Origin of the sequence: Actinokineospora auranticolor (assembly GCF_041897805.1) — a bacterium.
Classification (GTDB): Bacteria; Actinomycetota; Actinomycetes; order Mycobacteriales; family Pseudonocardiaceae; genus Actinokineospora; species Actinokineospora auranticolor.
The window spans coordinates 3,911,978-3,933,759 of sequence record NZ_CP154825.1; the positions used below are offsets into that span (position 1 = coordinate 3,911,978).

The following is a 21,782-nucleotide window of genomic DNA, read 5'->3' on the forward strand; positions in this document are numbered from 1 at the left end:
AGTGCGGTGGGCGGTGCTGGTCGCCGCGGTCGGGGTCAGCCGCGCAGCGCGGCGGCGCGCTGCGCGCGGAGGGAGGTGCGGCCCGCCGCGGCGGCGGTGGCGGCCGGGGCGGCGGCCAGGCCCAGCAGCTCGGCGAGGTTGTCCACGAACGCGCGGATGGTGGGGAACTCCACGAACGCGGTGGCGGGGACCTCGACGTCCAGCTGCTCGCTGAGCTTGGCCACCACCTCGATCAGCACCAGCGAGTCCAGGCCCAGGTCGAACAGGTTGGTGTCCAGTCCGGCCAGGTGCCTGCCGCCGAGCACCCCGCCGATCTCGTCGACCAGGTGGTCGGTGACCAGCAGCAGACTCGCCGTGGGGTCGGCCGGGTCGAACCGGTCGACCAGCCGCTCGCGCACCCGGGGCGCCGCGGACTCCTGGGCGCCCGGGTCGATCCAGTGCCGCCGCCGGTCGAACTGGTGGGTCGGCAGCGGGACCCGGCGCGGCACGCCCGCGTCGATCGCCTCGGTGTCGTCGCCGCGCAGGGCGGCGAAGTCCAGGTCCGCGCCGCGCACCCACTCGGCCGCGGCCAGCCCCAGCAGGTGCCCCAGGTCGGCGGCGGTCCCGTCGGCCGGGGCCAGGTGCAGCGCGTGCCCGCCGATGCCCGCGAGCGCGCCGTCCACGGCGGTCAGCTCGCCGGTGCCGGTCCAGGCCGCGGCGGTGGCGGCCTCGTCGTCGGTCAGCCAGCGGCCGGTCCCGGCCGAGAACACCGGCAGCACCGGCGCGGCGAACCCCGCCGGTGTGGTGCCCGCGGCCAGGGCGAGCGCGTCGGCGGGGGCCAGCGCGCCGGTCAGCGCGGCGGCCACGGCCAGCCCGGGGCCGCTCGCGGCGTACCCGGTGGGCTCGACCCCCCACGCCAGCAGGGTGCGCACCAGGGCGTACTCGTGCGCGAACGCCGCGCGCGGGCCGCCGGAGGACAGCAGCAGCTCGGCCGCCCCGCCGGACCCGGCCAGCTCGTCGACCGCCGACCGGTACTGCGGCACCGACTTGTACAGCTCCGCGGTGCTGGCGGGCGCGGTGCCGGTCAGCACCGGCACCGGGGCGCTCGGCTCGTGCTCGACCGACCCGCGCACCAGCCGCTCCTCGTCGCCCAGCGCCAAGGCCATGGCCGCGTCCCGCACGCCCTCGGCGACCAGCGCCACCCGGTGCCGCCTGCCGAGGCGGCCCAGTCCCAGGGACTGCGCGACCGCGCCCAGGTCGAGGTCGCGGTGCTGCCTGAGGTGGCGGGCCAGCGCGGTGGTCGCCCGGTGCAGGCCGTCCTCGGTGCGCCCGGAGAGCACCAGCAGTTCGCGGTCACGGGCCTGCGGGGCGGTGCTCCGCGTCGGGGGCTCCTGCAGGACCACGTGCGCGTTGGTGCCGCCGATGCCGAACGAGCTGACACCGGCCAGCCGCGGGCCGTCGGACGCCCACTCGCGGGTCTCGGTGTTGACCGCGAAGGGGCTCGCGGCGAAGTCGATGTCCGGGTTCGGTTCGGTGAAGTGCAGGCTGGGCACCAGGGTCCGGTGCTCCAGCAGGAGCGCGGTCTTGATCAACCCGGCCATGCCCGCCGCGGTGTCCAGGTGGCCGATGTTGGTCTTGACCGAACCCAGCGCGCAGTAGCCGGTGCGGTCGGTGCTCCGGCGGAACGCCTCGGTCAGCGCGGCCACCTCGATCGGGTCGCCGAGCGGAGTCCCGGTGCCGTGCGCCTCGACGTAGCCGATCCGGTCGGCGCTGACCCCGGCGACCTCGTGCGCGTCGGCGATCACCTGGGCCTGCCCGCCGACGCTGGGCGCGGTGTAGCCGGTCTTGCCCGCCCCGTCGTTGTTCACCGCGGTGCCCTTGACCACCGCGTGGATCCAGTCCCCGTCGGCCAGCGCGTCGGCGAGCCGCTTGAGGACCACCGCGCCCGCGCCGCTGCCGATGACCGTGCCCCTGGCCCGCGCGTCGAAGGCCCGGCAGTGCCCGTCCGGGGAGAAGATCATCCCGTCCTGGTACTGGTACCCCTGCCGCGCGTGGCCCAGGTGCACCGCGCCGACCAGCGCGGTGTCGCACTCGCCGCCGAGCAGGCCGAGGCACGCGGTGTGCAGCGCCACCAACGAGGTCGAGCAGGCGGTGTTGATGTTCAGGCTCGGCCCGCGCAGGTTGAGCTTGTAGGACAGCCGGGTGGCCAGGAAGTCCTTGTCGTTGGCCAGCATCAGCCGGTACTGGTCCACCGACGACGCGCCCGCGTAGCGGGCGGCCAGGTTGTGCAGCAGGTAGGTGTTCATGCCCGCGCCCGCGTACACCCCGATGTTGCCCTCGGTGCGCTCCGGGTCCACACCCGCGCGCTCCAGCGCGGTCAGCGCGCACTCCAGGAAGACGCGGTGCTGCGGGTCGAGGATCTCCGCCTCCTCCGGGGTGAACCCGAACAGCTCGGCGTCGAACAGCTCGACGTCGGCGATGGTCTGCCCGGCCTTGACGTAGCGCGGGTCGGCGAGCCGCGCGGCGGGCACGCCCGCGGCCAGCAGTTCCTCGTCGGTGAACCGGGTGAGCGTCTCGCGGCCCTCGCGCAGCACCTCCCAGAACCGGTCGGTGGAGTCGGCGCCGGGGAACCGGCAGGCCATGCCGATGATCGCGATGTCGGAATCGGAGGTGGTCACGAGGAGTCCTTTCGCGGTGCTCAGCTGAGGCGGATGCCGAGGTCGGCTGCGGTCTGGCGCATGTCGAGGAAGCTCTTGGCCACGAACCGGGCGGCGTCCTCCGTGGCGTCCATCCGCTGGAACAGCTCCACCAGGGTCTTCTCATGCGCGTCCGGGTCGCCCTCCCCGGCGGCGATGGCCAGCACCACCTCGCCCATCCGCGCCTCCACGTCGGCCAGGTCGAGCGAGCGCGGGAACTTGATGGAGAAGGTGTTGCGGTCGTAGTCGGCGTTGCGCTTGACCGACCGCACGTGCGATGCGGCGTTGAGCTTGTAGAACATGCAGTCCCAGTTCTTGAAGGAGTACAGGTTCAGCAGCGGGAACAGCGTGCAGTGCGTCTCCAGCGGGGAGGACTGGTAGAGGCCCTTGGCGCGCAGCTCCTCGACGATCCGGTCCGGGTCGTACTCGTGGCGCATCGCGATGAACGGGAACACGATCTTGGGCAGGTTCTCGTCGTCGTCGAACAGCAGCTCTTCGAGCTGCCCGCCGAACAGCGTGTCGGTCAACCGCTCGCCGAAGGTCCGGTAGAAGTCGCGCACGACCTCGCGGACGTTGGACTGCATCGTCAGGATCTGCTGCGGGTCGGCGCACAGCGCGATGTAGGGGATCTTCTCCCGGTAGGCCATCAGGATCGCGCGCAGCACGAAGAAGGTGCGGCAGGACACGCACGGCAGCTTCTCGTCGAGGTACTTGCCCGGCTTCACCGGCGCGGGCCGGTTGAACACCTCGCGCATCATCAGCTTGATGTTGTCGTCGTCGGCGTCGAGGACGAACGTGGCCGGGATCTTCGCCTTGGCCAGCTCGATGTTGCGCGCCGCGTGCTCGCTCTCGAACGGCACGTCGAAGGTGAAGGCGAGCACCCGCTTGCCGTACTCGTTGGCGAACTTGTCCAGCATGTAGGTGCTGTCCTTGCCGCCGGAGTACATGAACAGGCAGTCGTAGTCGGTGCCGGTGGCGGGCGGCGCCTGCTGGAACTCGACGAACACGTCGCTGGTGTAGCGGTAGTTCACCAGCAGGTCCGAGGCGAAGTCCAGGTTGCAGAGGTTGCACACCTGCTGCTCGTCGAGCACCACTCCGGGGTGACCTGCCTTCAACGAGCAGACCTGGCAACTGGACACGGGATCTCCTGGCTGTGGTGGGCGTCGGTGTTCGGGGGGCCGGGTTCCGGGTCCGGTCATGCGCGGCCCTGCCGCCTGCCGCGCCGCTGGGCCAGCGCGGCGGTGTCACGGGTCCGCGGCTTGCGGGCGGGGTGCGCTTCGCCCGCGCGCGCCGCGGTGGCGGCGGCCGGGGCGGGTTCGGTGCCCGCGAGGTGCCGGGCCATCGCCCGGACGCTGGGGTGGCCGAACATGTCCAGTCGGGTGATCGGCCTGCCCAGCCGCTCGCGCAGCACCGCCGCGGCCGAGGTCAGCTTGAGCGAGTCGCCGCCCAGGTCGAAGAAGGTGTCCTCGGTGCCCACCTGCGCCAGGCCGAGCACCTCGCACCACACCTCGGCTATCCGCCGCTCCAGGTCGGTGCGCGCGACCACCCCGCCCGCACCGCCCGCGATCCGTGCCGGGCCGGGGGCGGGCAGCGCCTTGCGGTCGACCTTGCCGTTGGGGGTCAGCGGCAGCGCGGACAGCGCCACCACCGCCGCCGGGACCATGTACCGGGGCAGCCGGTCGCGCAGGGCCGCACGCAGTTCCGCCGGTGCGGCCGCTTCCGCCGCCGCGGCGACGTAGCCGATGAGCTGCCGATCCCCCGGGCGGTCCTCGCGGACCACGGCCACCGCCGCGCGGACACCGGGCAGCGCGAGCAGCGCGGCCTCGACCTCGCCGAGCTCGATCCGGTAGCCGTTGAGCTTGATCTGCCCGTCGATGCGCTCCAGGTACTCCAGCCGCCCATCGGGCAGGTGGCGCACCAGGTCCCCGGTGCGGTAGGCGCGGCCGGTGCCCGACGGCGCGGCCACGAAGCGCGCCGCGGTCAGCTCCGGCCTGCCCAGGTAGCCCTCGGCCACCCCGTCGCCGGAGATGTGCAGTTCACCGGGGATGCCCGGGGGCACGGGCTCGCCGCGCTCGTCGAGCACGTGGCAGCGGGTGTTGCCGATCGGACGGCCAATGGTCACCGGCGCGCCCGGCCGCACACGGTCCACCGTGGACCAGATGGTCGTCTCGGTCGGCCCGTAGACGTTGTGCAGCTCGCCGACTCGACCGACGAGGGCCTGGGCCAGCGCGGCGGGCAGCGGCTCGCCGCCGCACAGCGCCCGCAGGCCCGGATCACCCGCCCACCCGGCGGTGAGCAGCATCTGCCAGGTGGTCGGCGTGGCCTGCACGACCGTGGGCTTGGCCCGCTCGATCCGCTCGCGCAGCGCGAAACCGTCCGCGCCGACCTCGGTGGGCAGCACCTCGACCACCCCGCCGCGCACCAGCGGCAGGTACAGCTCCAGCCCGGCGATGTCGAAGCACACCGTGGTCAGCGCCAGCAGCGAGTCCCGCGACCCGAAACCGGGGCGGCGGGCCATCGTCCACAGGAAGTTCACCAGTGCCCGGTGGCCCACCCGCACACCCTTGGGCGTCCCGGTGGACCCCGAGGTGTAGATGACGTAGGCGGTGGCGTCCGGGTCGGAGTTGTCCAGCGGCGCGACCGACCCGGCCCGGGGGGCGGCGGCCACCGGGACCGGGGTCACCGGGAAGTCCGCCAGGCCCGCGCCGAGCCGGTCGTCGGTGAGCACCAGCCGGGCACCGGAGTCCGCGAGCATGTGGCCGATGCGGGCGGGCGGGTAGATCGGGTCGATCGGCACGTAGGCGGCGCCGGACTTGAGCACCGCCAGCAGGGCCACGACCAGGTCGGCCGAGCGCTCCAGGAACACCCCGACCAGCTGCCCCGGACCCGCGCCCAGCTCGACCAGCCGGGTGGCCACCTCGTCGGCGGCCGCGTCCACCTCGCCGTAGTCCAGCTCGCGGCCCGCGAAGCGCAGGGCGGGCGCGGCGGGGGCGGCGCAGGCGATGTCGGACACCAAGCGGCTCACCGTCTGCCCGCGCGGGTAGTCCTCGTCGGTGTCGTTCCAGGTGCGCTCGACCAGTTCGCGGTCCTCGGCGGAGAGCAGCGGCACCCGGCCGAGCGCTCCGCCACCGGCCGCGGCGGCGACGAAGCGGGCGTAGTGCGCGGTCAGCCAGTCCACTTGCCCGCCGGACAACTCGTGTCCACTGTGGAACGACACGGCGCCGTCGTCGGTGATCCGCACCGCCAGCGCGCGGCTGTCGTCGGACTCGCCGCCCAGGTCGGACAACCGCACCACCACCGGCAGGCTCGTGCGGGCCGCCCCGGTCAGCTCTGGGTGGCGCAGCCGCAGGTCGCGCCGGTAGGGGGTGCGAGCGCGCAGGGCGGTCACCGCCGCCCCGACCTCCTCGGCGAGCTCGGGCAGTGCGCGGTCGAGCAGGCCCGCGGGCAGCCGCAGCGGCACCTCGGCGGCCAGCACACCCCGGGCGCTCGGCTGCCCGGTGGACACGGCCACGTCCCGCTCGCCGGTGCGGCCCAGCCGGGCCAGGAACGCCAGCACGGCGGCCAGCGCGGTGCGGTCGGCGGGCCCCGGCAGCCCGTCGGGCAGCGGCACCGGGGTACGGGTGGGCGCGGTCTCGCGCAGCTCGCCGAACCGGGGCGGCAGCACCGGTTCCAGGTCGCGCAGCACCCGCAACCACCGGGCCTCGGCCCGGTACCCGGCCCGGCTCGCACCGGTCAGCTCCTCGACCTCGGCGTCGGAGGGCGCCGGCAGCGCGGCGCCGACCTCGGCCGGGTCCAGCGGCTCGCCGTCGAGGTGGACCAGGTCGACCAGCCGCACGTCGCGGTCCCCGGTGGCCACCGTGATGCCGCCCGCGTCCCGGCCGACGACCGTGCCCGGCTCGGCGGTCGCGGCCCGGTCGAGCACCTCGACCCCGCGCACCGCGGCCAGCGCGCCGTGGCCCAGCGCCACCAGCGCGCAGCCGAAGTCGTTGCGGCGCCTGCCGAACGCGGTCGCCCGGACCAGCGCGTCCAACTCCTCGGCGGGTCTGCGCCAGTCGACCAGGCCCGCGCGCGGCGGGCCGTCGTAGCGGCCGTGGTAGGTGCGCAGCGCCAGGTCCTGCGGGGTGCGGGTGGCGGTGCCTGCCGCGAGCTCGTCGACCAGCTCGCCGAAGGTCTCCACGCCCGCGTCGAAGCAGAGCACGTCCAGGTCGCGGACGGTGGCGGTGGGCGCCAGCGGGAAAGTGCGCTGCTTGAGCAGGTCGCCGGTGTCGGCCTCGCGGGTCATCACGTGCCAGGTGACGCCGTGCCGCTCCTCGCCCTCCAGGATCGCCCAGCTCGTGGCGAACACGCCCGCGTGCCGGGGCAGCGGCCCGTCGTGGAAGTTGACCGGTGCCCGGCTCGGCAGCGCCAGCACCTCGTCGGGCAGCATCCGCAGGTTGGCGATGCTGAACAGGTACTCGAACTCCAGCCCGGCCAACCGCCGCGCCAGGTCATCGCCGAACGGCACTGCGTTGAGGCCCTGTTCGCGGGCCCAGTCCAGCAGCCCCTGGGTCGGTGAGACCAGCGCGTCGACGCGGTGGCCGCGCTCGAGCAGCAGCCGGGTGCACTCGACGAGCAGCGCTTCCTCGCCGATCACCACGCAGCCGAACGGGTTCGGGGACTGGGCGCTCACCGCCCGCCTCCCTCGGAGTCGTGGCCGGACAGCAGCTCGGCGAGCAGCGCGTCCACCGCCTCGTCGGACATGGATTCGACCAGCGCCACGGCGTCCGGTGCCCCGGCCGCCTGCTCCACCGGCCCGCTGACCTGGTCGGCGGGCCCCGGCGGCGGTGTCGGGGCCGGGGTGGGTGCCCGGCCCGCGGGGGCCGGGGCGGCACCGCCCAGGTGCTCGGCCAGTCCGCGGATGGTGATCCGCTCGAACAGCAGCGTTGCGGGCTGCGGCCCGTAGACCGCCTCCAGCGCCCGGGTCAGCTCGATGGTCACCAGCGAGTCGACCCCGTAGTGCTCGAAGGTCAGGTCCGGGTCCAGGTCGTCGGCCGCCATCTCCAGCACCCGGGCGAACACCCCGGTCACCTCCGCCAGGGCGTCCGTCCGCGCCTGACCCGCCGGTCCGACCGCCACCGGCTCGGCCACCGGTGCCCGCTCGGCGGGGACGGTGACCTCGGCCGGGGCCGCGGTCAGCGGGACGACACCGTCGCTCACCGCGGCGATGACGCTCTGGAACGCCGGGCCGACCCCGGTGGTCGGCGCCGCGGCGCTCAGCCCGCGGAAGCCCGCCGCCGCCAGCACGTCCCGCCACTGCCGTTCGGTGGCCAGCGGCGACCCGGGCAGCCGCTGCTCGGGGTCGGTGAACAGCCACCAACCCGCCGTCAGCCCGAACACCAGCGCGGGCTGGTGCTGCGGTCGGGTTCCCTCGACGGCCAGGAACACCCCGCCCGCGCGCAGCAGCCGCTTGGCCCTGGCCACCGTCCGGCTCAGGTCCGGGGTCGCGTGGAAGACGTTGGTGCCGAGGACGACGTCGTACCCACTGTCCTCAGTGGACTCGATGTCGAGCACCTCGAACCGGGCGAACGGGTGCGCGGCGCCGAACCGGGCCCGGCCCTTGCGCACCAGGGTGGGGGACAGGTCGGTGAACACGTACTCCACCGAGTCGCCCAGCGGCGCGAGGGCGGCCAGCACACCGGCGCTGGTGCCGCCGGTGCCCGCGCCGACCTCCAGCACCCGCACCCGGGCACCCCCGGCCGCGCGGGCCCGCACCTGCTCGACGACCAGCCGGGCCACCTCGGCGTTGCACCGGTCGGTCACGGGGTCGCCCCGGTAGACCGCCGCCACCCGGTCCGGCGAGCCACCGGGGAAGAGCACCTCCATGGCGTTGGCCCGCCCGGCGAGCACGTCCGGCAGCACCGCCAGGCAGTCGCGCAGCAGTTCGGCCAGCGGGGCCACCGAGGGCCGCCCCGCCACCAGCGCCGCGAGCGCCCGGAGCGTCTCCGCCTCCGGTTCGACCGCCCGGTCCGCGCCGCGCACCCGGTCGCCGTCGGCCACCAGGTACCCGGCGCCGACCAGGACGTCGAGCTGCGCGCGGAACAGGGGCGCGTGCTCGGTCACCACCCCGAGGCGGGCCGCCAGCTCCGCGCGGCTCGCCCAGGTGCCGGGATGGGCGAACAGGCCCGCCCGGTCCAGCGCCGCCGCCAGCAGCCGCTGGGCCAGTTCCTCGCCCTCGGCCACCGCGCGCTGGTGCGCCGCCAGCTCCGGGTCCGGAGCGGGCCCCCCGGGCAGCACCTGCGGCGGTACGGCCACCGCGCCGGGCGTCACCACTAGCGCCCCGTCGGCGGGGATCCCCAGGGTGTCGAGGATGCGCTGGTCGGCGTCCAGCCCCAGCACCTGCGGGAGATCCGCGGCCAGCACGCGCTCCACCACGTCCATGCCGCGCTCGGCGGTCAGCGGCCGGACACCGGCGGCGGTGAGCCTGCGCAGAACCTCTTCCCGCGCCGGGTCGCCGCCCGCGTGCCAGTAGCCCAGGTTCAGCACCCGCACCGGGAACGGCAGGGTGCGGGCCGCGTGGTGGGCGTAGGCGTCGGCGAACGCGCAGCCGGCGGCGTACCCCGCCTGACCGTGGTTGCCGTCGAACACCACGCCCGAGGAGTAGAGCAGCGCGAAGTCCAGCGGCTCGTCGCGGACCGCGGCCAGCACGGCCGTGGTCGAGTCGACCTTGGTGTCCGCCGCGGCGCGCAGCTCCGCCTCCGGCAACTCGCGGATGACCCGGTTCACCAGCACCATCGCCGCGTGCACCACGCCGTTGAGACCGCCGAACTCGCGCTTGGCGGTGGCCACCGCCCCCGCCACCGCGACCGGGTCGGTCGCGTCGAGGGACAGGTGGCGCACCCGCCCGCCCGCCCGCTCCAGCTCGGCGACGAACGCGCGCCCGGTGTCGTCGAGCGGGGAGCGGCCGACCACGACGAGGTTGGCGCCGTAGGTGGCGGCCAGGTGGCGGCAGGTGTCCCGGCCGACCGTGCCCAAGCCGCCGACCACCAGGTAGGTCCCACCCCGGCGGAACCGGGTCCGCGCCGGGGGCAGCTCCGCGCGGCGCAGCACCCGCACCCGGCGCACCCCGCCGCGCAGCGACACCGGCGAGGTCCGGGCCCCGAACGGTTCGGTGGCCACCCGGGCGGCCACCGAGGCCGCCTCGGCCGACCGGACGTCCACGAGGGACACCCGCAGGTTGGTGAACTCCTTGGCCGCCACCATCGCCACCCCGGCCAGACCCGCCGACCACGGCCGGGACTCGTCCCCGGCTTCCAGCGGGTGCGCGTCGGTGGTGACGACCTTCAGCCGCAGCGGCCGGTCGAGCGCCCCGCGCCGGTCCAGCGCGCGCAGCAGCCGGTAGAGGGCGACCACGCCGCGCTCGGTGGCCGGTCCGGCGGCGGTCTCCGCGTCGGCGGCGAGGAAGTACACCAGGTCGGTGCCCGCCGCGTCGCGCAGCGCGCGGTCCAGTTCCGCCTCGCCCAGCCCGCCGAGGCCGACGGGCAGCCGCGAGATCCGGGCGCCCCGGTGGGCCTGGACGATCCCGGCCGCCAACTCCGAGTCGAGCCCGGTGCCGACCAGCAGCACGTGGTCGGCGGGCTCCGCCGCGCCTGCGGCGGGCTCGCGCTCCCAGCGGGGGATGTAGCCCACCGCGGTGGCGGGCTTGGATTCGCGGTAGGCCAGGCCGGTGAACCGGACCCGGACCGCGCCCGACTCGTCCGTCAGGGTCACGTCGCAGCGGTCCGGGCCGGTCTCCCGCACGTGCGACCAGCCGGTGTCCGGCACCGGGCCGAACACGTCCACCCGGTCCACCGCGAACGGCAGCATCGGGCGGGCGCCCTCGCCGCGGCGGCGGACCAGCAGCGCGGCGACGGTGTGCAGCGCGGCGTCGAGGACACCGGGGTGCAGGGGGTGCGCGGCGCCGCCGTCGGGGCCGGTGCCGATCCGGCCGAGCACCTCGTCCTCGCCCGTCCACACCCGCGACACCCGGCGGAAGAACGGCCCGTAGGGCAGGCCTTGGCCGCTGAGCAGGCGGTAGAACGCCTCGTGCTCCGGGCCCGCGGTGAGCGCGGCCCGCAGCGCGGCGACGTCCACCGTGCCGGGCTCGCCGGTCGCGGGCAGGAGTCGGCCGGTCGAGCGGACCGCCTCGTCTTCCCCGACGACCTGGTAGCGGTCGCCGTCGAACCGGACGCCGACCCGCTCACCGCTGCCGGTCACCACCACCGGGACGACCCACCGCACGTCGGCGAACGCCTGGCCGACCAGCCCGCCGCGGGCTCGGGCGACCAGGTCCAGGTGCCCGACGCCGGGCAGGATCGCCCGGCCGCCGACCACGTGGTCGGCCACCACCGGGTCGGTCGCGGCGAGCACGTGCTGCCACGGACCGGGGGGTTCTGGGGTGACCTGGGTGGGCCGGGTGTCGGTGTCGAGCCAGTGGCGGACGCGGGCGAAGGGGTAGGTGGGCAGCGGCACCCGGCGCCTGCGGCGCGGGCGCAGCCGGTCCAGCACCGCCCAGTCCACCGCCACCCCGGACACCCACAGCCTGCCCAGCAGGTCGTCCTGGCCCGCCCGCACCTGCGCGGTCAGGAACTCCTCGCCGCCCGCACCCGCGGTGAACAGGTCGGCCAGCTCCGGGTTCTGCCGGACCCGACCGCGATGCAGCCACTGCCCGCCCTCGCCGCCGCCGATGGCGGACAGCTTCGCGGCGGCGTCGGCCAGGTCGGTGGCCACGAACGCCAGGCGCTCGGCCATCGGCTCCCGGCCGACCCGCAGCGTGTGCGCGACGTCGGTCAGCCGCAGCCCGTCCGCGGTGGCCAGGGCCGCGCCGAGGCGGGCGGCGTACTCGCGCAGCCGGGGCTCGTCGCGGGCGGAGAGGACCACCAGTTCCGGACCGTCCACACCGTCCGGGGCCGCGGCGGCGGGCCGGTACTCCTCCAGGACCACGTGGGCGTTCGTGCCACCCGCGCCGAAGGAGCTGACCGCCGCGCGGCGGGGGAGCGGGGTGCCGTCGGCGGCTGCCCGCGGCACCCACGGGGCCGTCTCCCGCTGCACGGCGAACGGCGAGCGGGTGAAGTCGATGATCGGGTTCAGCTCGTCGGCGTGCAGGGTGGGGAGCAGTGTGGCGTTGCGCAGTTGCAGCACGGCCTTGGTCAGCCCGGCGATGCCCGCCGCGCCCTCCAGGTGCCCGATGGCCGACTTGACCGAGCCCAGCGCGCAGAACCCGGTGTCGGCGGTGTGCCTGCCGTACACACCGGCCAGCGCCGTGTGCTCGATCGGGTCGCCGAGCGCGGTGCCGGTGCCGTGCGCCTCCAGGCAGCCGATGCTGCGCGCGTCGACGCCCGCCGCGGCCAGCGCCTGCTCGACGAGCGCCTGCTGGGCCTGCGGGTTGGGCACGGTGTAGCCGCTGGTGCGACCGCCGTGGTTGACCGCGGTGGCGCGGATGACGGCGTGCACGGTGTCGCCGTCGCGCTCGGCCTCGGAGAGGCGCTTGAGCAGGACCGCGCCGACGCCCTCGCCGGGCACGTACCCGTCGCCGCCCGCGCCGAACGCCCGGCACTTGCCGTCGGTGGACAGCATGGTCTTGTGGCTCAGGTGCACGTACTTGTCCGGGTGCACCGCGACGTTGACCCCGCCCGCGATGGCGTAGGCGCACTCGCCGCGGCGGATGCTCTCGCACGCCTGGTGCACCGCGACCAGCGACGCCGAGCAGGCGGTGTCGACCACGACGCTCGGGCCGCGGAAGTCGCAGAAGAACGACACCTGGTTGGCGATCGAGGACCGGTTGGCCAGCACGACCTGGTGGTTGCCGCGCGCGGACTCGGTGGCCGCCAGCACCGCGTAGTCGTCCCACATCACGCCGACGAACACGCCGACGTCGTGGCCCTGCCCGCCGAACGCAGGCGCCGGGAGCCGCGACGGCGGGTAGCCCGCGTCCTCCAGCGCCGACCAGGCGGTCTCCAGGAACAGCCGCTCCTGCGGGTCCATCGTGCGCGCCTGCGCGGGTGCGATCTGGAAGAACAGCGAGTCGAAGGAGTCCACGTCGGACAGGAACCCGCCCCACCGGCCGTAGCTGCGGCCGGGGGTCCGCGGGTCGGCGGCGTAGAGCGCTTCGGCGTCCCACCGGTCGGCGGGCACCGTGCTCACGCAGTCGAGGCCCTGGGCCAGGTTCGCCCAGAACTCGCCGAGGTCGGCCGCCCGCGGGTACCGGCCGCTGATCCCGATCACCGCGATCGGCTCGTCGGCCTCCGGGCGGGGCCGCACCGGGTCCGCCACCACGGTGGCCGGACGGGCCGCCGAGGGCTGGGCGGTCGACGGCTGGGGGGCCGCCGGCTGGGCGGCCGTGTCGGCCCGCGCCCGCGGGAAGAGCGCGGCCACGGCGTCGGCGTGCTCGGCCAGCACGTGGTCGGCCAACTCGTCGACCGTGCGGCACTCGAAGAAGACCGTGCCGCGCAGGCCGGGGAAGTCCTTGCCCAGCAGCGAGGTGGTCTCCATCATGAGCACCGAGTCCAACCCGTACCCGTCCAGCGCGACTCGGCTGTCCAGCGTGCCCGACGGCAGCTTGAGCACCCCGGACAGCGCGCCGCGCAGGTGCGCCACCAGCCGCTCCCGCTGCGCACCGTCCGCCGTGGTGTCTGCGGCCGCCGCGATCGGGGCGGTGGGCTGGGCGGTGGTCGGGGCCTGCCCGGTCAGCGCCGCGTCGAGCACGGCCGGGTCGCCCCAGGCGGGCACCAGCCACGGGGTGTCGGCGCGCATCGCCAGGTCGTAGCAGGCCATGCCCTGCTCGGCGGTCAGCGCGGCCAGGTGGCTGTGCCGGGTGTACGCGGCCAGTTCGGCCGCGCTGACCAGCCCGTCGACCCCGCCGACCGACCACAGCGGCCAGGCCAGCGACAGCCCGCGGCCCGGCCGCGACCAGGTCTCGCGCAGCTCGGTGTAGCGGTCGGCGAACCGGTTGGCGGTCGCGTAGCTCACCGCGCCGAAGTCGCCGACCAGTGAGGACAGCGAGGAGAACACCACGAACGCGTCGAGGTCGTCCTCGGCGGTCAGCCGGTCGAGCGCGACCAGACCGCGGGTCTTGGCGGCGAGCACCCCGGCGAACCGGGCCCGGTCGCCGTCGGCGCGCCCGTCATCGGCCACGCCCGCCAGGTGGAAGACCGCGTTGAGCGACCCGAACCGCGCCCGCGCGGCGGCCAGCGCGGCCCCGAGCGAGTCGGCGTCGGTCACGTCCGCGCGCAGCGCCAGCACCTCGGTGCCCAGCTCCCGCTGCCACGCGGCGGCGCCCGCGTCCGGCTCGGACCGGTTGATGAGCACCAACCTGGCCCGGTGGGTGCGCACCAGGTGCTCGGCCAGCACCCGGCCGATGGCCCCCCGCCCGCCGGTGACCACGCAGACCGCGCCGTCGCGCACCGGCGACCCGGCACCGGCGAGGTCGGTCACGGGCCGCAGCCCCCGCACCTCGCGGCCGGTCGCCGTGCGCCGGACCTCCACACCGGCGATCCGGTCCGCGGCGGCCAGCTCGGCGGTGATCGCCGCGGCGACCTCGGCCACCGGCGCCGCGGGCAGCTCCAGCACGAGCAGCTCGAACCTGGGCGCCACCGCGGCGGTCGACTTGGCGAAACCGGCCAGCGCCGCCCACTCCGGGCGGTCCGCCCCGTGCGCGGCCACCACGCGCACCCGCCCGGCCAGCCGGCCGGTGCTGGTCGCGTGCAGCACGTCCGACATCGCGAGGGAGACGCGCTCCACGGCATCCGGGTCGAACCCGCCGACCAGGCCGTCGACGAACGCGACGTCCACGTCGTCCGCGCCGAGCCCGACGAGCACGCCCGCGAGCCCGTCGCCCAGCTCGGCGGTGACCACCCGCGAGCGGGTGCCGGAGAGCGCGGGCACCAGGCCGGGCAGGTCACCGACCACCACCAGGGGCACCGCCGACGGGGCGGGCTCAGCCGCGGCGGCGGCCCGCCAGACCGGGGCGTAGAGCAGCGCCCGGCCGGGGTCGGCCGCCGCGTCGGCGACGGGGGCCCTCGGGTCGCGGCCCGCGAAGTCGCGCAGCACCGCCAGCACCGAGCCGCGCTCGTCGGTGATCGTCACGTCGAACCGGCGGACCCCGGCGGTCTCGCCGACCAAGCGGGCGTGCGCGAGGCAGGTGCTGGGCAGCGGGGCCAGCAGTTCCAGCGACCCCAGGCTGAACGGCACCGCCAATTCACCGGCTCGGGGGGCGGTGGTCCGGTCGACCCAGTGGCAGGCGCGCAGGGCGCCGTCGAGCAGCGCGGGCGGCAGGTCGATCCCGGTCCGCGCACCGCTGAGCCGGACCAGCGCCTCGCCAGGACCGGTGCAGATCTCGTCGACCACCTGGAACGACGGGCCGTAGGCGAACCCGGCGGCGGCGTAGTCGGCGTAGGTCGCCGCCCGGTCGCGCAGCGGGGTCAGCCGCTGCTCGATCCGCGCCGGGTCCAGCACCAGCGGGCCGGAGTCCGCAGCGACGGCGACACCGCGGGCGTGCACGACCCGCTCCGCCGCACCGCCGACCGGCGAGCTGTGGACCTCGAAGGCGAGGCTGTCGCCCTGCGGGCGGAAGGACACGAACAGGTCCAGTCCGTCCTCGGTGGGCTCGACCGCCCGGCCCCACACGACCTCGCGCAGGGCGTGGCGGGTGCCCGGGTCGAGCAGCCCGGCGGCGACGCGGACGAACTCCAGCGTCGCCGCGCCCGCGAGCACCGGCCTGCCGTCGATGACGTGGTCGCGCAGCAGCGGGTCGGCCGCGGTGAGGGTCTTGCGCAGCCGTAGTTCGGTCACCGTGGACTCGTTGGCGTCGACCAGCGGGTGCAGCGCGGGGGCCGCGGCCACCGGGTCGGCCTTGAACGGGATCCAGTAGCTCTCGTCGGCGAACGGGTACAGCGGCGCGGCCACCCGGCGGCCGGTGGTCACCGCCCGCCAGTCGACGTCGCCGCCACCGAGCCAGTGCCGGGCCCGCTCGGCCAGGTCGCCGCCGCCCGCTACGTCCGGCAGCGGGCCGCCCTCGGCGAAGCGCGACAGCGCGGCGTGGATGTCCGCGCCGTTGTCGGCCAGCACGGCCAGCCGGGCGCCCATGGCCTCGCGGCCGACCCGGGTGGTGTGCGCGAGGTCGGCCAGCGGCACGTGCTCGGTGCTCAGGAAGCGGGCGGCCGCGGCGGCGTAGGCGCGCAGCCGGTCGTCGTCGCGCGCCGACAGCAGGAACAGCACCGGCTCGTCGGTCCGCTGCCGGGCGGCGGGCAGGTCGTGCCCCGGCTCCGGGGTCGGCGACTCGGCCAGCACCAGGTGCGCGTTGGCGCCGCCCGCGCCGAAGGAGCTGAGCCCGGCCAGGCGCGGACCCCTGGCCGCCCACTCGGCCGCGGTCTGCTGCACGCGGAACGGCGAACGGGTGAAGTCGATGTTCGGGTTGGTCGTGGCCGAGTGCAGCGACGGGACCAGGGTGCGGTGTCGGAACTGCAGCAGCACCTTGGTCAGCCCGGCGATGCCCGCCGCTGACTCCAGGTGGCCGATGTTGGACTTGACCGAACCGATCGGCCAGTGGCCCGGCTCGGCGGAGGCGGACCGGTAGGCGGCGGTCAGGCCGGTCAACTCGATCGGGTCGCCCAGCGCGGTGCCCGTGCCGTGCGCCTCGACGTAGGAGATGTCGGTGGGGCCGACCCCGGCCTCGGCCAGCGCCGAGGTGATCACCCGCTGCTGGGCGCGCGTGCTGGGCACGGTGTAGCCGTTGGTCTTGGCGCCGTGGTTGACGGCGCTGCCCAGGATGACGCCGTGCACCCGGTCGCCGTCGGCCAGCGCGGCGGCCAGCGGCTTGAGCAGCACCGCGCCGACGCCCTCGCCCGGCACGTACCCGTCGCCGCCCTCGCCGAACGCCCGGCAGCGGCCGTCGGAGGACAGGAACCGGCCCTGGGACAGGAACGCGTACTTGTACGGGTGCACCGAGACGTTGACGCCACCGGCGATCGCCAGGTCGGTCTCACCGCGGCGCAGGCTCTGGCAGGCCAGGTGGATCGCGGTCAGCGAGGACGAGCACATGGTGTCCAGCGCGATCGACGGCCCGGACAGGTCCAGCGCGTAGGACACCCGGTTGGCGATGGTGGCGAAGGACGAGCCCGTCAGCGGCCCGCCGTCGCCGAGGACGTCGGCGGCACCGTGGAACTGGTACTCGCCGTACATCACGCCCGCGTACACCCCGACCTGGCGGCCGGACAGGTCCGCGCGCCGGTAGCCCGCGTCCTCCAGCGCGTGCCAGGAGGTGAGCAGGAAGAGCCGCTCCTGCGGGTCCATCACCTCGGCCTGGCGCGGGGAGATGCCGAAGAACAGCGGGTCGAACCGGTCGACGTGGCGCAGGAACCCGCCCCAGCGGGTGTGCGCGCGGCCGGGGGTGGCCGGGTCCGGGTCGTACCAGCGGGTGTGGTCCCACCGGTCGGCCGGGATGTCGGTGACGCAGTCGCGGCCCGCGAGCAGGTTGGCCCAGAACTCGTCGAGGTCGTCGGCCCGCGGGTAGCGGCCCGCCACGCCGATCACCGCGATGGCGCCCTCGGTGGACCGATCGGCCCCGGTCTCCGGGGCGCCCGGGCGGGTGCGGGTGGTGGTGCGGGCGGGCCGGGACGTGGCGGGCGCCTGCTCGGCCGGGGTGCCGACCAGCTCGGCCGCGTGCTGCTCGGCGAAGTGGTCGGCCAGTTCGCCGAGGGTGGCGTACTCGAAGAACAGGGTCTTGGACAGGCCGGTGAACCGCTTGTCCAGCTCCCGGTTCAGCTTGGTGATCATCAGCGAGTCGATGCCGTAGCGCTCGAACGGCGCCTCCTCGGCGATCTCCGCCGGGTCCAGCCGGGTCTGCCCGGCCACCAGCCCGCGCAACATCCCCAGCGCCGTCGCCCGCGCTGACCCGCCGTCCGCGGCGTCCGCAGCGAACTCGGCGGGCTCGGTGCCCGTGGTGCTCCCGGTGGGGACCGCGACCGGCGCGGCCAGCGCCGCGGTGATCCGGGGCAGGTCGCCGTAGGCGGCCACGACCGCGCCCGGGACGCCGAGCACCCGGCCGAGCAGCGCCAGCCCGGCCGCGGTCGGCAGCACGCCGAACCCGGTCGCCGCGGCCACCTCCGCGGCGGCCTCGGCGGTCTGCGCCATGCCGCCCCCGGCCCACATCGGCCAGGCCACGGCGGTGATCCCGCGCTGCTCGGCCACTGCCTCCAGGTAGGCGTTCGCCGTGGCGTAGTCGGCCTGGCCCGCGCTGCCGAAGTGCGCGGCGATGGAGGAGAAGGCGACGAGGAAGTCCAGTTCGTCGTCGGCCGTGGCGGCGGTGAGCGCCCGCAGCCCGTCGACCTTGGGGGCCAGCACGGCGGCGAAGTCCTCGTCGGACTTGCCGAGCGTGAACGCGTCCCGCAGCACACCGGCGGCGTGCACCGCCCCGGTGATGGCCCCGAACTCGGCCCGAACCCCGTCCAGCACGGCGGCCACCGCCGCCGAGTCGGCCACGTCCGCACGACGGTAGGCGAGCCGCCCGTCCAGACCCTCTGGCCGCGCGGACCGGCCGACCAGCACGACGTGCGCGTCGGGGGCCTGCGCCAGCAGCCACGCCGCCACGACCCGGCCGAGCCCACCGGCCCCACCGGTGATCACGTACACCCCGCCCGCGCGGACGCGGACGGCCGCGGTCTCGGGGCCGACGGCCTCGAACGCGGGCACGGCGCGACCGGCCGCGCCGTAGCGGACCTCGACGTCGGTCCCCGGCCCGGCCAGCTCCTCGGCGAGCACCGACGGCGCCACCCCGTCGAGCCCCACGACCTGCACGGCCAGCAGCGGGTTCTCCGCCCGCACGGACCGCGCCAGGCCTGCCAGCGCCCGCCGCCGCGGCAGCGCCTCGCCGGAGTGCCGGTGCGCGAACAGCACCCGCACCGGGCTCGTCGGCCGCAGCCCCAGCAGCCGCCGCACGATCCGCAGCGCCTGCGCGGGCTCCGCCTCGTCGACCACCACGGCCGCGGGCAGCGCCTCGATCTCCGCGTCGAACCCGATCGCCCGCGCGCCCAGCGCCGAAGCCACCTCGGTGTCCGAGGACACCACGAGTGCCTCCGGCGCTCGACCGGCGGCGGTCAGCGGCGCCGGGGTCCAGCCGCGCACCAGCAGCGCCGAGCACGCCGACTCGCGCAGCACCCGCACCGCCAGGTCCCGCATCCTGGCCAGCACGTGCCCGGCGCAGTCCAGCACGGTCACCGACGCGTGCGCGGCCCGCTCGCCGAGCTGTCCCAGCGCCACGTGCACCCGGCAGGGACCGGTCACGGCCCCGTGCACGGTCAGCTCGCCCAGCGCGATCGGCAGGAACCCGGTCGCCGCCTCGCCGTAGTGGTGGGCCAGCAGCACCACCAGCGCGTGCAGGGCGCCGTCGAGCAGGGCCGGGTTCAGCAGCGCCCCGTCCAGCTCCGCCCCCTCGGGCAGCGCCAGGTGCGCCAGCGCCTCGGACCCGCCCAGCGCGACCTCGGTCAGCGCGCGCATCCGCAGCCCGTAGTCGAGCCCGCGCGCGCCGAGCAGCGCGTAGCAGTCGTCGTGGCCGAGGCTGTCGGTGCACCGTGCGGCCACTGCGGCGAGGTCCATCGGGCCTGGCCGCTCCGGGGCGGCGGGGCGCAGTTCACCGGTCGTGTGCACCGCGTCGCCCGCCACGACCTCGAAGCCCACCGCGTCCCCGTCGCGCCACAGCGACACCAAGGCCGTCCGCGGACCATCCGCGTAGGACAGCAGTTGCTCGAATGCCACCCCGCCCAGCGCGACCGGGCCGCCCAGCGACAGCTCGCCCGCCGCCCGCGCCATTTCCAGGTAGCCCACCGCGGGCATCACCGGCGCGCTGTCGACCCGGTGGTCGGCCAGGTAGAACTCCGACCCGGACCGGGTGCCGCGGAAGGCCAGGGTGTCCAGCGTGGAGATGTTCTCGTCGAGCATCGGGTGCGGGCCCGCGGCCACCGCCCGCCGCTCGTCCACCGGGCCGGTCATCCAGCACCGGCGGCCCTCGAACGGGTAGGTCGGCAGCGGCACCCGGCCGCGCTCCTCGTCGGCGTAGTACGCCGCCCAGTCGACCTCGGCGCCCGCGGCCCAGGCCAGCGCCAGCCCCGCCCACGGCCCGTCCGCCACGCCGATCGCCTGCCCGCGCACCGCGTCGCCCGCCGCGCGGACGGCGATCCGGGAGCCGGTGGCGGCGGTCGGCGGCTCCGTGCCCAGGTCCGCGACCGCCGCGGCCAGCGGCAGCACCCCGGCGACGCAGGCGGCGACCCGCGCGGCCACGCCGTCGCCGTGCGCGGCCACCGGCCGCACACCCCAGTGCCGCCACAGCCTGCCCAGCGCGTACTGCAACGCGAACACCTGGCCGCGCGTGCCCTGCCCGTCCGCCCCGGCGGCCAGCGCCGCGGCGTGGTGCTCGGCGAACACCGGCTCGGCGGCGCTCCACCCGGCGGCCAGCTCGGCGGCTCCGGAGACCTGCTCGGTGAAGGTGAACGACACCTCACCCGCCGCCTGGTGCGCAGGCGCGGCGGCCGCGCGCAGCGCCGCGGCCAGCGCGGTCCGGTCGGTGCCGGACACCGCGATCCGGAACTCGTGCGCCCGCCTGCCCACGGCCAGCGTGTAGGCCGCGTCCGGCAGCGGGGTCGTCGCGTCCGCGGCCAGGTGCTCGGCCAGCTCGCCCGCGGCGGTGGCCAGCGCGGTCGGCGTCCGGGCGGACACCACCAGCACCTGCGTCTCCCGGGAGCCGCCGCGCACGGCGGCCGGGGGCGCCTCCTGCAGGACCGCGTGCGCGTTGGTGCCGCCGATGCCGAACGAGCTGACCCCGGCGCGCAGCGGTCCGGCACCGGTCCACGGGCGGGTCTCGGTGCTCACCGCGAACGGGCTCGCGGCGAAGTCGATGGCCGGGTTGGGGGTGTGGAAGTTGACGGTCGGCACCAGCGACCGGTTCTTCAGCATCAGCACGGTCTTGATCACGCCCGCCACCCCGGCGGCGGCGTCGAGGTGGCCGATGTTGGACTTGACCGAGCCGATCGCGCAGAACCCGGTGTCCGCGGTGGCCACGCGGAACGCCCTGGTCAGCGCGGAGACCTCCACCGGGTCACCGAGCCGGGTGGCGGTGCCGTGCGCCTCGACGTGGCCGATGGTGCGCGGGTCCACACCGGACACGGCGTGCGCCTCCCGGATCACCGCGGCCTGTCCGGCGGCGCCCGGGGCGGCGAAGCTGACCTTGCCGGAGCCGTCGTTGTTGGTGGCCGTGCCCTTGATGACCGCGTGCACGGTGTCGCGGTCGGCGATGGCCTCGCGCAGCCGCTTGAGCACCAGCACACCGACACCGTTGCCCAGCACGGTGCCGCTGGCCCCTGCGTCGAAGGTGCGCGCGTACCCGTCCTCGGACAGGATCGCGCCCTCCTCGAAGAGGTATCCCTTGTCCTGCGGCAGCTTGACGGTGACCCCGCCCGCCAGCGCCATGTCGCACTCGCCGTTGACCAGGCCCTGGCAGGCCAGGTGGATGGCCACCAGGGAGGTCGAGCACGCGGTCTGCACCGTGTAGCTGGGCCCGCGCAGGTCGAGCTTGTAGGACAGCCGCGTGGCCAGGAAGTCCTTGTCGTTGCCGACCATGACCGCGAAGTGGTCGGACGTGGCGGTCTGGTCGACGTTGGGCAGCACCTGCTGCTGCAGGTAGGTGTTGATCGCCGCGCCCGCGTAGACGCTGATCAGCCCGTCGAAGCGGGCCGGGTCGTAGCCCGCGTGCTCCAGCGCGGCGTGCCCGGTGGTGAGCAGCACCCGGTGCTGCGGGTCGGTGAACTCCGCCTCGGCGGGGGTGAACTCGAAGTACCCGGTGTCGAACAGGTCGGCGCCCGGGATCACCCCGTGCGCGCGCACGTAGGCCGGGTCGTCCAGCAGCCGCGCGGGCACCCCGGCGGCGGCGAGCTCGTCCCGGCTGAACTGGGTGGTGCCCACCCGGCCCTCGCGCAGCAGGTCCCAGAACGCGTCGAGACCACCGGCGCCCGGGAACGCCCCGGCCATGCCGACGATCGCGATGTCCGTGTCCGCCACGGAGCCGGTGCCCGCGTCGGGCACCGGCTGCTCGCCCGTGTTGCTCAC

At 75.8% G+C, this 21,782-nt stretch carries 4 protein-coding genes; all 4 read right to left on the minus strand.

Translation table 11 applies throughout. The annotated features are described in order from the left end of the window. Nucleotides 1-35: 35 nt before the first annotated feature. Genes V5P93_RS17335 through V5P93_RS17350 form a run of 4 tightly spaced genes read right to left on the minus strand, consistent with a single transcriptional unit; the run spans nucleotide 36 to nucleotide 21,782 of the window. Nucleotides 36-2,657, minus strand: coding sequence for a beta-ketoacyl synthase N-terminal-like domain-containing protein (locus V5P93_RS17335; RefSeq protein WP_104479871.1), 2,622 nt, complete (start codon nucleotides 2,655-2,657; stop codon nucleotides 36-38). A 20-nt stretch (nucleotides 2,658-2,677) separates the two neighbouring features. Further along, nucleotides 2,678-3,814, minus strand: coding sequence for an OzmP (locus tag V5P93_RS17340; RefSeq protein ID WP_104479872.1), 1,137 nt, complete (start codon nucleotides 3,812-3,814; stop codon nucleotides 2,678-2,680). A gap of 56 nt (nucleotides 3,815-3,870) precedes the next feature. Continuing rightward, the gene (locus V5P93_RS17345) at nucleotides 3,871-7,344 is read right to left on the minus strand and encodes an amino acid adenylation domain-containing protein (RefSeq protein WP_181043553.1); all 3,474 of its coding nucleotides are present in this window, start codon (nucleotides 7,342-7,344) and stop codon (nucleotides 3,871-3,873) included. Further along, nucleotides 7,341-21,782 carry an SDR family NAD(P)-dependent oxidoreductase gene (locus V5P93_RS17350; RefSeq protein ID WP_219824006.1) on the minus strand — a complete coding sequence of 4,814 codons (14,442 nt, stop codon included), beginning with the start codon at nucleotides 21,780-21,782 and terminating at the stop codon, nucleotides 7,341-7,343. The genes V5P93_RS17345 and V5P93_RS17350 overlap by 4 nt, the downstream gene beginning before the upstream one ends.